9 protein-coding genes are annotated in these 13,084 nt (G+C 56.7%); 3 read left to right on the top strand and 6 right to left on the bottom strand.

From position 1 onward, the window contains the following. Positions 1-161 precede the first annotated feature (161 nt). The 3 genes from AC1DWG_RS10520 to dcm form a co-directional block, all read right to left on the bottom strand. Positions 162-1,412, bottom strand: a complete 1,251-nt coding sequence (locus tag AC1DWG_RS10520; RefSeq protein ID WP_477787752.1) for a type II restriction endonuclease — start codon at positions 1,410-1,412, stop codon at positions 162-164. Continuing rightward, complete coding sequence (locus tag AC1DWG_RS10515) at positions 1,373-1,846, bottom strand: very short patch repair endonuclease (protein ID WP_477787804.1); 474 nt, start codon at positions 1,844-1,846, stop codon at positions 1,373-1,375. The genes AC1DWG_RS10520 and AC1DWG_RS10515 overlap by 40 nt, the downstream gene beginning before the upstream one ends. A gap of 172 nt (positions 1,847-2,018) precedes the next feature. Further along, positions 2,019-3,455, bottom strand: coding sequence for a DNA (cytosine-5-)-methyltransferase (gene dcm / locus AC1DWG_RS10510; RefSeq protein ID WP_477787751.1), 1,437 nt, complete (start codon positions 3,453-3,455; stop codon positions 2,019-2,021). 574 nt (positions 3,456-4,029) lie between these two features. Here dcm and AC1DWG_RS10505 point away from each other — a divergent pair. Next, the gene (locus AC1DWG_RS10505; RefSeq protein ID WP_477787750.1) at positions 4,030-4,539 is read left to right on the top strand and encodes a BRO-N domain-containing protein; all 510 of its coding nucleotides are present in this window, start codon (positions 4,030-4,032) and stop codon (positions 4,537-4,539) included. Positions 4,540-4,780: 241 nt separating this feature from the next. Here the strand turns inward: AC1DWG_RS10505 and AC1DWG_RS10500 are convergent, their stop codons facing one another. Together AC1DWG_RS10500 and AC1DWG_RS10495 are read right to left on the bottom strand one after the other, a co-directional pair. After that, on the bottom strand, positions 4,781-8,284 hold the full coding sequence (locus AC1DWG_RS10500; RefSeq protein WP_477787749.1) for an alkaline phosphatase family protein: 3,504 nt from the start codon (positions 8,282-8,284) through the stop codon (positions 4,781-4,783). Between the two features lie 173 nt (positions 8,285-8,457). Continuing rightward, the gene (locus AC1DWG_RS10495) at positions 8,458-10,224 is read right to left on the bottom strand and encodes a SulP family inorganic anion transporter (protein ID WP_477787748.1); all 1,767 of its coding nucleotides are present in this window, start codon (positions 10,222-10,224) and stop codon (positions 8,458-8,460) included. A 119-nt stretch (positions 10,225-10,343) separates the two neighbouring features. Between AC1DWG_RS10495 and AC1DWG_RS10490 the strand changes: the two genes are divergently transcribed. Then, entirely contained in the window at positions 10,344-11,309 is a 966-nt protein-coding gene (locus tag AC1DWG_RS10490) for a hypothetical protein (protein WP_477787747.1), read from the top strand. Positions 11,310-11,428: 119 nt separating this feature from the next. Next, positions 11,429-11,746, top strand: a complete 318-nt coding sequence (locus AC1DWG_RS10485) for a helix-turn-helix domain-containing protein (protein ID WP_477754433.1) — start codon at positions 11,429-11,431, stop codon at positions 11,744-11,746. Positions 11,747-11,890: 144 nt separating this feature from the next. Here AC1DWG_RS10485 and AC1DWG_RS10480 read toward each other — a convergent pair whose 3' ends face one another. Then, on the bottom strand, positions 11,891-12,949 hold the full coding sequence (locus AC1DWG_RS10480; RefSeq protein WP_477787746.1) for an MBL fold metallo-hydrolase: 1,059 nt from the start codon (positions 12,947-12,949) through the stop codon (positions 11,891-11,893). Between the last annotated feature and the right edge of the window lie 135 nt (positions 12,950-13,084).

The raw sequence follows: 13,084 nt of genomic DNA, 5'->3' as shown, positions 1-13,084 counted from the left end.
TACTCAGACTACTTGGATCTATAGCGGTTTCCCACCATCGCACCAGACCTATTACTACCACCCTGAATCAATTAAATAAGCAGACTTACAAACCCCACTCTACGCACTCAAACAAATAACAAATTATACACACACAAAACAACCAAAAAACTTAGTAAATCTCATACGGAAGCCTGCTTCACCAACCCTACAAACTCACCAAGCCCTATCAACCACTCTCTTTGTGTGTCTGTATATGTAGTTTTAATTTTTTCCGGAACTACCAATTTCAAACGATGAGATTGCATTTCCATAGTCTGATATTCACTAATAGCCGCTTCCATAGTAATCAGGTGCTTTTCGGGAATCCTGTGAGCCTCGGTCAAGACTTGGCGCCAACGATCTTTACATGTTGTCTTCGCGCCCAGCATAATCAGCTTCCCCGCAGGAAATTCAGGGTCACGATACTCAGAAAACCCCGGAAACATGAAATCAGGTCTAGAGTTATTTTCAGTTGTTAAACCTTTACCTCGCCCCTGTTGGAAGCGCAAACCGTGCAACCGGAAAATTTCATCCAGATGACCTTCAAATGCATGGCCCACCCTGGATTTCCGACGATTTTGCACGCTCAAAGAGAAACTGATGAACTCATCTACATCATCACCCGCCTCGCCAAAACCACTGCGAAGTCGCTGCTGAACCAAATGTCGTTCGTAAATACGAAAAAGCTTTTCTTCATGCTCCATCCAATCAAGGATGGTCTGATCGGGGCAACCTAAAGGATCGACCATTTCTTCAATGGATTTTCTTGCATAAACCGAGAATGCGGATGTCGTTGGAAAAGCCTTACCACCAAACAAATGAACGAGCTGCTCAAGCCAAACATCATCTCCCGTTTCAATTCGGCTTACTTCAATTCCTAAATCTTCCAGCATTAGCCGTAATGGTAAAAGCAACTGCACAGAGTCCAGCGTTCCCGAGGTGAAGCTTTCGTCTACGTGATCCAGACCGAACAGAAGCCGCAATTGGCTTTCAACTGTGCTACCTGCTGGCGTGAAAATCATCAGCAATGACCCATCACGCATCTTCGCTACCAGAAGAAAATCTCCCTCTTCAAGCAACTCGGTTACTGCATTCGTATTGTAATAGAGACGAAATTCAGCGCTTCGATGAGGTTGCTTTCGCCGACAGTCGTACCAAGTGACCATCCCCTCGCTGATATCGGGCGCAACAGATTCATCCGTAAAATAAATTTGCTTGGTTTTAAATCGATACTCCTCGTTCTTCCCAGGAGCACCTAGGTATTGCTTAAATCCTGCGGCAGGAAGGCCACCAATTTCGTGCTGATGAGAGCGGCCTGGATCTGCATCCACAGCACTCAGGTACTTGGCGGCTACACCTTCGAAGTAGTCACTAATGCGGTCAGTGAACATGCGTTTTCGTCTATCTGTAAATATTCATTACCGTTTATCAGCCACTCAGCCATGAGGTCAATCAATAAAAGGGATTTCTCTCTCTTCATTGACCTTACGGCGCACTCCCAAACGACAAGAACCCTCCACCCTTGACCCAACAGGGACGTTTCATGGGATCGGTCTCTGATCTGATTTTTACCGATTTTTTCCAACCAAAAATCAGGTCGCGTCTGGGGGACCTTGAAATATCGACAGGTGTGTCCATGCCAAAAGCAGCCGTGCACAAACACCACTGCGTTGTATTTTGGTAAGACCAGATCAGGTTTACCGGGGAGATGTTTAACGTGCAAGCGGAAGCGAAAGCCACGTGCATGCAAGGCTTTACGGATTAGAACTTCTGGTTTGGTATTTTTACCCTGAATGCCAGCCATCATTCGAGAGCGTGTTGCCACATCCACGATATCGACCAAAAACCCACCCCCATGCAATCGATAGCTCCACCCCTTTGTATACCTTGGGAACGGGTACTCTCAAGGTGGATGTGAGCAATCCGATGCATTCGAGAATGTCGATCGACGCGCCGGAGCACAATCGCTCCGGACTTACTGCTGGAGGGCTATCTCCTCACTCGGGAAGGGCAAACTCCAACTGTGGTCGCTCCGTGTCAGCAGTCTTTTCCTTTGCAGCCAAAATACGATCTTTCATAAGCCGAGCCACAGCTTCAAAAACCGGGACGGCAACCGAGTTACCAAATTGACGGTAAGCTTGGGTATCAGATACAGGGATCACAAAATTGCTTTCGCCCGGCTTGTCGAAGCCCATCAAGCGTGAGCACTCATGTGGAGTAAGCCTACGTGGCCGATTGATCTGATTCAGTTCGCTGTTGAAATCCAGGCTTTCCAGAAAACCGCGGTCTACCAAAATCTCCGACCCATCCTTGTGATATCTAGCGGAGAGCGTGCGCGCCACATCATTCGGACGAGTCAAACCAAAGCCAAAACCATTGCCTTTCTCGCGGTGTTTTTCAGCATACCGATAAAGATAGTCCCAAAGCTTTGGTGTCAAGATGTACTTACTGTCCACTTCCTTATCAAGCAAATCGCCGAAGCTAGGTCGCTGCTTGGGTATCAGTTTGCTGATATCGCGTAGCGTGAAGCCTTGGTGAACATTCAGGTCCCGACGGAAACCTACCAACACGATTCGCTCACGGTGCTGTGGCAGAAAGTGCCGTGCATCGATGACTTTGGGATCTGTACCCTTCGGCGCATTGACGTCTGCAACTTCGTAACCCAGTTCATCGAGAGCTTCGCAGATGATCCGGAAGGTATTGCCTTTATCGTGGCTTTTTAGGTTTTTCACGTTCTCAAGCAAGAACGCAGCTGGTCGTTTTGCAGCGATAATCCGGGCCACATCAAAAAACAGAGTTCCTTGTGTTTCGCATTCGAAGCCGTGCTTCCTACCCAGGGAGTTTTTCTTGGAAACACCCGCCAAGGAAAACGGCTGACATGGAAAACCTGCCAACAGGACATCATGATCAGGGATCTCACGATCAATATTCCTGTAAGCCTCCTCATCACTCACCTCAGGCTTGTCCGAAAGGGTGACCGAACGAATATCCAGGTTGAAACGATGCCGAGCCGGGTCGCAAAAGTGGTTCGCTTTATAGGTTTTGACCGCGTACTTGTTCCACTCGGAGGTGAAAAGGCACTCTCCACCGATGGCTTCAAAACCCTTTCTGATACCGCCTATGCCAGCAAAAAGGTCAATGAAGGTAAACGAAGGTTTGTGGTTCAGGCGTTTGGGCAAAAGAGCGTCCAAACGAGTGAATTCAATATGGGAAAGCTTCGGTGAAGCCTTGCCTTTGACCCAACGATTTATGGTTTCACGACACCAGTGAGTCGGACTGACATCGTTGAGAATCTCAGCGAGCTGACCTTGGTCATAGATTTCCAGCAGCTTATGAAGCAGTGCGAGATCAGTGGCTGGATGGGTATCTGTGTCATGGGAGCGCGAACTCATTTCACTCAAAGATTCAAAAGATGGTGTTTCAAAAAGATTCATGAGCCCGAATTCCTCTGGGTCAAAGCTGTGACGAATGGTCACCATTCTAGCCCTTGATACTTCAAAGTAAATGAAATTTCTTGGGGTCCCAAACATTTGGGTTGATGGCGCACGACGGGGCTAAGGATAAGAATTTGCAAACGAAAATACTGTATATGCAGCCAGTCTAATTCACTCTTCGTCGTTGTCCAGCGATCCTTGTGTACAGAAATTTATGAATCGAACTGCGGGTTGACGGAACCATCTGATCCTCCTACCCTCGGCCCCGAGCCTAAGAAACTCTACAAACCAGAGCGGCCCTCCGCACCCGACAGTCATGCGGCTTTTTTTCGTCTGCGGTTTCTCTACGTCTGCGAAAAATTCCCGTTATGTCGGGAGTGGGCGAATACAAGACCCGAAAGGGGAATATGTCCGGCCCGTCTCTGGTGGGTTTCTTAGCTCCCGACACCCTTAACGAATGCCCTAAGAAAGCAGCCAGAGGTAAAGGAAATGCCTGACAATCCGACCTTCACGAAGAAGGTGCATCGCCGTACCCACAGATCCAACCACGTGCTTCCGCTCCAGGAGGCTCGCCATGCCTGAATCACTCAACCCTACCCTTTTCACTCGTCATAACGTCCACCTGCATGCCTTTCTTTTGGAGAACCAGGCTTGGTTCTGCGCGCATGATCTAGGGCGGCTGATGGGCAAACATCTTGATGAGCGCATGACGCGCAAGCTCGATGCGGACCAGAGACAAATGATGCTCGTTGACCTCTATGGCTCCGCTAAAGAGCGTTTGATGGTGAGCGAGTCAGGTGTGTATGCGTTGTTGATTTATCACTACTGCCCTGAGAATCGATTACTGCGAGAGTGGCTGACTCATCAGGTGGTGCCTGCGCTGCGTGATGCGCGGCCATTGCGGATGGTGGAGCGGCCAACGCTGAGTGTGCTGGACTGGCCTCAAATGTCGCTCGGCATGCTGCACTGGCAGAATGAACCCTGGATTCGGTTGCGGGATATGCCGTGTGTTCTGGCGGATGATCCATTCAATCGGCGTGAATCGTGGTGGCGGAAGGCTTCACGAGTGATGCGTGGGTACTGATTGTTCGCTCACATAAAAAATTGGCTGCCTGAGTTTGAACTCACTCGAAAAAGATTTACGCATAGCCAAACACCTCAGATTTGGGCGCCATCATAGCGCCCGATTGAAGTGTCCAAAATCATTAGGCCAGTTCAAGCTCGCTCCCACAGGGGTTCAGCAGTTGGCTTGGGAACGTCGGTGTTATCAGGGCCGCAGGATTATCCCGCGGCCCTTTTCTTTGGCTGTGACTGCAGTTACGTGATCATTTCCCCAACCCACTAATCCGCCACGGACACACCGCCGCCCTCACCCCGCTCGGCCCGACAACCTCCGGCGTCTGCCCAAACGACCTTGCACTCAACACACTCCCCACCCGTTCAATCAACCGATCAAACCCCAACGTCGCATCCTCCTGATGCAATTTGCGTAGTTGTTCGACCAGGGCGTAGGTGAAGGCGCCGTAGTGGTTGGAGCCCGCCACATATTCGCCGGCTTTTTCGTTCTCCCGCGCGGCGTAGAGCATCAGGGGCATATAGGGCCCATGGTGGCCGTAGAGTTTGCCCTGGCGCAGCAGTTGGGCTTTTTTCTCGGGGCGCAGGCCCGTGGCGGCGCCTTGGGTGGTGCGGGTGCGGGTGAGGCCGCGGGTTTTGTTGTCTTGTTCGCTGAAGTCGCGGCGGTCGGTGTCGACGGCGTAGACGCGGCGGTCCCAGTCGCCGGCGTAGGGGTCCCAGCGCAGCATGCGGTGGCGGATGTCGCTGGGTGGGGTGATGCCGCGCACGCGGCCGTTGCCGCGGGTCATGCCGCCGGCGTAGCAGCAGTCGAATATGACGGTGAGTTTGGCACCGTGGCCGTCCGGGTCGAATGGCAGGTGGCTGTAGAACTGGCGGAACAGTTTGTCGGTGAAGTGGGTGCTTTCGTCGTCCCAGTCGAAGTCGTGGAGTACCAGGGTTTCGTCCATGCAGTCGGCTTCGCCGCTGCTGCTGTAGACCGGCAGTTGGGTGCCGTGGCCGGAGTAGAACAACACGCGCTCGTCGCCGGCGCGGGCGCCTTCCACCAGCCATTCGAGGCGCTCGACGAAGTTGGCTCGGGTCGCTCGGGCGTCGTGCAGCAATCGGATGTCGCCGGCGTCGTAGCCGCTTTCCTGGAGCATGCGGCTGATCAGGTAGGTGTCGTTGATGCAGCCGTCGAGGCGTGCGCTCGGGTCGCGGTAATCGTTGATGCCGACCACCAGGGCGCGGCGTTTGCGTTGGCCACTGCGGGACAGGAACGCCGGCACTTCCAGTGCCCGTGCGGCCACCACATCGCGGGCCAGTTGCGGCCAGAGGCCGGTCTGGCTGGTGGGTGACGACAAGTAGGCCTGGGCGGCGTGATTGAGGTCGAGCAGATCATCGCGCAATGGCAAGGTGAATTCGGTTTGCAGGTCGACTCGCGCGGAATCCGGCGAAGTGATCGGCCGGGTCAGCAAGCCGTCGTTGGGGTTATGGAGGTGGAACCAGCGGCGGATGCCTCGGCCGTTTTCGCTCAGGCGCAAGACCCGCCCGCCCCACACTTCGCGCATCACCAGCGGCAGTGCGATCGGTGAGCCAAAACTGACGAATACTCGGCCATCGATGCGCTTGAGCGCCGAACCTTTTTTCGCCACCGAACGGCGCAGGGCGTCGTAGCCGATCAGGCTGCCCAGGCCTTGGGCGAAGATGATCTGCGGATTGAATGCCTCGATCTTTGCGAGCAGATGTTGAGTCAACTCCGTGCGCAAATCGGCGTCTTCGATCCATTGCACGAGGGCGCCCACCGTGGTGCGCAACATCTGGTTGACCGGCAAGCCCCAACTGCCGAAGTTCTCGTCGGCCTTGCCCCTGGCGTCGGCCCTCAGCATCGCCAGGCCTCGGGTGATCTGGGCGAAGTCCGGTCCTTCCTTGAGCTGGTCATCGAAAGTCAGAAAGTCGATGTCCTGGTCATCGATGGGGCGACCGTTCTGTGCCAGTTGAGTGCGGATCAATGTGCGCCATTGCTCCTGCCAGTTCGCGTCGATGCCGCCCTGCCCGCCCGTTGCCCGGCTGAACCCGACACCGGGCAGGCACAGGACGCGCAGCCGTGTTGGCGCGACCTCCGATCCCGGCTCGACCAAGGCTTTGCTGGCCGGCGCCGCAACCGGAGGCACCGTTTGCCCTTGGGCAGTGACCATCAAATCCTGCAGGCGCCGCAGTTTTGCCTCCAGGCTATCTGCACTGGGCGCGGCAGGCGTGAGTGCCGCTTGCCCCGGATCAGCCAAGGCGCGGCTGCGATTGCCGAGAAAACCGCTGACCCATTGGGCGCTGCTCTTCCAGATCTGCTCCGGATCGAGGCCGTCGAGGTAACCGGTAGCGCTGTCCACCACCTGTCGACTCTGGGTCGCCAGTTCGGACTCGATCAATGGCAACCCGGTGCGACTCGGCACCACGGTGGCCGTCAACTTTGGCGCAGCCGATACACCCGGTGCAGTGCGCCAGATGGGCGCATTGCCGAAGTGCTGCGCGGCGACCACCCGTGGGCCGAGGGCGCTGCGTGGCAATTTGAAGTGATCGCAAAGAAACGCCAGCAGGCTGGTGTGATCGTAATGCTGCGCCTGGACATCGCCCGTCCAGGGGATCAAGCCCGGCTTGAGCCACGGCGAAGCCAGGATCGCCGGAACACGAACGCCGAGACGGGTGAAGGGATTTTTCCAGGGGACATCGACCGTTGAACCGGTCGCCACGCAAGTCGGCGGCACCACGTGGTCATGGAAACCGCCATGCTCGTCGTACAGCAGCACGAACAGGGTTTTATTCCAGACAGCGGTGTTGGCCGACAAGGCGTTGAATATCTCACCGACAAACTGATCGCCGAAACGCAGGTCTTCAGGCGGATGATGTGACACGTTTGGCCCGAGTTTACCGTTGAGCAGGCCATAGCTCGGCTCGATCCAGGACAGTTCGGGGAGTTTGTTACCGGCGACGTCCGACTTGAAGTCGTCGATGCTCAGGTGCTGCAAACCACCCTTGACCAGCGCCGCCAGCGGCACGGCGCCGTCGGAATAAATTCGCGCGTCGTGGCCGTTGTTGCGCAGCAGCGAAAAGATACTCTCGCCGCCAAACTGTGCGATCAGGCTTTTGATGCCGGCCAGTACCGTGCCGGTGGAGGGCATCAGCAAGTGGCCATTGCAACTGCCGAGCATGGCAAAAAAACGGTTCGGCCAGGTTGGGCCTGGCACTGAGGAAAACCAGCGATCACACACGGTGAAATTGCGTGCCAGTCCATGAATTGCCGGTAACGTATCGTCGGCCGGGGTGGCGCCGAACGGGATGTAGTTCATCGCCCGTTGGGCCATGGATTGCGACCAGGTTTTGTACACCTTCAGGTCGGTGCGGGCCTTGTCGTAGGCGTCCTGGGCAAAACCGGCGAGCGTGGGGTTGGCCGGGCTGGTCTTGAAGGAGACGCCCAGTTGTTTCTCTACGTTGACGAACTCGTGGCCAAGGTCGAAACCCTCGCTGTTGCTCGGCGGCAGCGCCGGAGGCAGAGGGGGTGGCGGCGCCCACAGGCTGTAGTTCTCCGGGAACTCCGATGCCTGAGTGATCACCGTCGAATTACCATTGGCCAGCTTCAGCGCATTGGTGCTGGGCGCGTTACGGTCGATACCGTCACACGCGGGGTTGATGCGGGTGTAATCCCCCAGCAGATGATCGAATGATCGGTTTTCCATCATCAGCACGACAACGTGCTCAATCCCGGCGGGCCAGTTGTTCGGCATGGTGCGCTCCTTGCTGTGAAGTCTCTATTTCGATCTCTCGGGTTTCACGGCAATCAAGGCTTGGATGGCTGGACAATTCGCCTGATCCGGCGCTTGAGCCAGCGGCATGCGGCGATTCGATCTGCCAGACAACGCTAGTCAGACGATGGGGGCTTGTCCAATGACGGGAGCACCTATCCTTTCACCCAATCCACCGAATACATCGCGACATAGCTATTCACAGCCGCCCCGACCGTTGGAAAAAACGCCGTCTCCCCCAAACGCGCAAACAATCCAAACCGCTTGAGCTTGTCCTTGACCGGGTCCTTCATCTCGGCAAAGCACAACTCGATGCCCGCCGCGTGCAAGGTGTCGTCCAGTTCGGCGAGCATGTCGGCGGAGGTCACGTCGACGCTGGTCACAGGTTCTGCGGCGACCACCAGCCAGCGCACGGGCGTGGGCGATGCGGCCACGGCGTCCAGCACTCGGTCGCTGAACAGCTCGGCATTGGCGAAGAACAAGGGCGCATCCCAGCGAAACAGGACCAGGCCGGGTATCAGACGCGCGTCGGGGTAGCGTTTGATGTCGTGGTAGCCCTTGACTCCATCGGCGCGGCCCAACACCGCGGAGTACGGGCGCCAGCCATCCCAGAGGAATTCAATGATCGCAATCACGATGGCCAGGCCGATGCCCTCGATCGCGCCGAACACGGCCACGCCGACCGTACAGACAATCGATAGCCAGCATTCCCAACGCTGGATGCGATAGATCCGGCGCAGGTCGGTGATCTCGATCAAGCCAATGGCCGAGGCGATCACCACCGCCGCCAGTGCGCTGGACGGTAAATGCTGCAACAGGTCAGGCGCCACCAGCAGCAACAGGGCAACCGCCAGTGCGCCGACGACGCCGGTCAGTTGGGTTTTGGCACCGGCAGCCTCGGCCACGGGCGTACGTGACGAACTGCTGCTGATCGGGAAGCCTTGGAAAAAACCGGCAGCCAGGTTAGCGATGCCCAGGCCCACCATTTCCTGGTTCGGGTTGACGTAGGTTCGGGTCCGCGCCGCATAGACACGGGAGAGCACGCTGGTGTCGGCGAACGAGACGAGTGCGACGGCGCAACCACCGATCAAAACCGGGACGATGTCGGCGCTGGTGATCCAGGGGATGGCGAATCCGGGCAAGCCTTGCGGGAGCGAACCGAGGACCTTCACGCCGGCGCGTGTCGCAAGGTCGAGTACTCCCACCGCGACCGTCGCGCCAACCACCGCGATCAGGATGCCCGGCAACCGCGGCCACCTTTTGAGCAGCAGGATCACCGCCAGGGTGAGCCCGCCCACCATGAAGGTGGTCCAGTTGACTTTACCCTCCATCACCGCTGAGGCGATGGACCATAAGTCTCTCAATGGACCGTTGGACTCAATCGAAAAACCGAACAGTTTGGGCAATTGGCTGATCAATACGGTCAGTGCGATGCCGTTCATGTAGCCGTAGCGGATCGGTTTGGACAGCAGCTCGGTGATAAAACCCAGGCGCGCCATACCGGCCAGGATACACACCGCTCCCGAGACGATCGCCATCATCCCCGCCAGGGCGACGGCACGCTGCGGATCGCCGCCGGAGAGTGGAAGGATGACGGCAAGGATGACGGCCACCAGGGAGGAATCCGGCCCCATCACCAGAATTCGGCTGGGGCCGAACAAGGCATAAAACAGCAGCGGAACAATGGTCGCGTAGAGGCCATAAATGCCCGGCACGCCCGAAGCCACCGCATAGGCGATACCGACGGGCACCAGCATCGTGGTCAGCACCAGGCCGGCCACGATGTCGTAACGCAGCCATGCCAATTGGTATTCGCGCAGCATGCCCAGTCCCGGTAGCCAGCGGCGCCAACCGGTCTGTTCATCCCGGCGTGCTATCCGGCCCGGCTCCGGGAGGGAGGGCGAAGCATCTGAATGGCTCATGAAACCGCCCTCTTTGATGGACTCTGCAGACTCGGCGATATCGAAGTGATCACAGTGTAGCTATTGCTTCGAATGCGCCATCACTGGAAGCTGGCCAACTAAAGGACCTGGAACCCGACATGAAATTCGACCTCGCCTACTGCCTCAGCCTCAACGACAAGTTGTCGATCTACGACGTTCGGGATCTGAATTTCGACGAGACGATGGATTTCGATTCCGCCAGGGAACATTTCCAATGCCCGAGCGATGCCTGTCGCCTGGCGTTCGACACGGCCAATGAGCTGGGTACGTTCAACGCGAAGAACGTGAATTACGTGCGCACGCCGCACTTCAAGAACTTGCCAAGTACGCGACATGTCGAGGGTTGCCCTTATGTCAGTTTGAAGTCGCCGGCGTCGGGTGCGGATGAGGCGGAAACGGATGACAGCCGCGAGGAAAATTTCCCCTCGGAATTATTACTGACCCGGCGTGAGTACGTGCGTAAGCCGTCCAGTCCGAAGGTCGCGGCGGATGGGGTGCGGGATGAGTCGCTAACGCCTTCGGTAGCCAGCAACGTCGAGCAACCAGGCAGGGAATCAGCACCGGACAAGACCAGCGTCTTCGCCCATCCGGTGGAATGTTTCGTATCGAACTTCGATGACAAGGATTTGCTCAAGCGCGTGCCACTGAAGATTGGCGAGCACACCGCGCCTTACGGGTCGTTTTTCAAGAAGATCGAATACCTGCAGGACAACAAGGGACTGATTTACTGGGGCAAGGTCAAGGAGATCAAGGACTACACCCAGAGTTTTCGCATCGACTTCGAGAAGAAGGTCTGGTTCGAGAAAAAGCCTTACTCGGTCAATGTCTACCTGAGCAAAAAACTCATCGACAGCTACCGCAAGCGCAAGGCGTTCCTGGAGGAGATCAAGCACGCCATCGAGAGTGGGCGGGAGTTGTATTGCTTCTTTTATGGCGTAACGCCCGAGCTGAAGCAGGTGCCGAGCAAGAAAAACCCCGAGCAGACGTTCGGGGTGTTCAGCGCCAACATTGAAAACCTGGATCACTTTATTGTGCGGGAAGCGCCGGGGTTGGCGGGCAAATAAGCGCAGTGCCGTTCGTCTGGCTGAAAAGACAAATCAAAAAATGCGTTTGATCCGGGCCCAAAACAACTGTACAAAAACACAGTATATTTTGACCGACACTCTCGAGCCCGGAGAACACCATGGCCTCTCAAGCGATGAAAATCACCCTGGAACGTATCGCCCTCTTCCAATTCACCCCGGCCCACTGCGCCCAGGCCCGAGCGATGCTGGGCTGGAGTGTGCAAGAGCTGTCGCGGGAATCCCGAGTCTCGGTGGAGGCCATTCAACGCTTCGAGGCACGCCAGGAGGTGCTGGATGTCACGCGCCTGGCGTTGGCCTATCGGTTCGAATCGGAGGGGTTGGTGTTCTTCCCGGGGTTTGCGCCGGGTCGAGGGATGAATGTGAAAGGGTCGACGCCGAATCCGGTTGGTCGGGCGGATTTTGCGATGGTTGAGTGAGCCAACTCACTGACTGACGATAAATGGCCCCCTGTAGGAGCGAGCTTGCTCGCGATGGACTAAAGGGCGACATGTTTGGCCAGGAAATGCGCGTTATCGTTAACGTCCATCGCGAGCAAGCTCGCTCCTACAGGGCCCATCACTCTACGCGTTCTGCACCACCACCCGCTCACTCTCCCCTTCCACCGTCAGCCACCACGCACCACCGCGCTGCGGATGCATCAAGTTGAACGCCTCCCCCATCTGCGGTGTGGTGATCGATACGTTGCGCTCCCAGGCCAGGGCCAGGATACGGTCGAAGGGTTCGTACCAGGCGTGCATCGACAGGTCGAAGGTGCCGTTGTGGATCGGCAGTAGCCAGCGGCCCTTGAGGTCGAGGTGGGCTTGCAGGGTTTGTTCGGGTTGCATGTGCACGTGCGGCCAGTCGACGTTGTAGGCACCGGTTTCCATCAGGGTCAGGTCGAATGGGCCGTACTGTTCGCCGATGCGTTTGAAGCCGTCGAAGTAGCCGCTGTCGCCGCTGAAGAAGATGCGTGTGTCGCCGTCGATCATCACCCACGAGGCCCAGAGGGTGCTGTTGCTGTCGAACAGGCCACGGCCGGAAAAGTGCTGCGACGGGGTGGCGATGAACTGGATGCCTTCGACTTCCGTGCCTTGCCACCAATCCAGTTGGCGGACTTTGCTGGCGTCGATACCCCACTTGATCAGGGTGTCGCCTACGCCCAGCGGGGTAAGGAAGTATTTGGTCTTGTCCGCGAGCTTCAGCACGGCCTGGTAATCCAGGTGGTCGTAGTGATCGTGGGACAGGATCACCGCTTCAATCGGTGGCAATTCTTCCAGGCTGATCGGTGGCTGGTGGAAACGCTTGGGGCCGGCCCATTGCACCGGTGAGGCACGCTCGGCGAATACCGGGTCGGTGATCCAGAATTTGTTGCGCAGTTTGAGCAACACCGTGGAGTGGCCCAGGCGATAGACGCTGTGGTTGGGCGCTGCGATCAGCGCGGCTTGAGTCAGGGCTTGCACTGGGACGGGCGCGCTCGGGCGGGTGTTTTGCGGTTTGTGGAACAGCGCGTTCCACAGGATGCCCATGGTTTTGCCAAAGCTTAAACGTTGAACCGGCGTGAAGTTTTGATACTGCCCTTGAGCCTGTCGGGACGCTTCGGGTGTGGAGGCGTTGTCCGCCGGGGAGTTTGAATTGGCCATGACTGAATGACTCCAGAAAAACCGCGCATGACGCGATTTTCCGCTTTGGGACGATAAATGGCCAAGGCACGCACGCATTAGCCGGACTTTCTATTTTTACTGGGCAGGATTAACAAAACATTACACTGCACAGTG

Source organism: Pseudomonas sp. P4_B3, assembly GCF_056402295.1.
The sequence above is the reverse complement of the archived record's forward strand: the minus strand, read 5'-3'. Positions and strand labels throughout refer to the sequence as shown.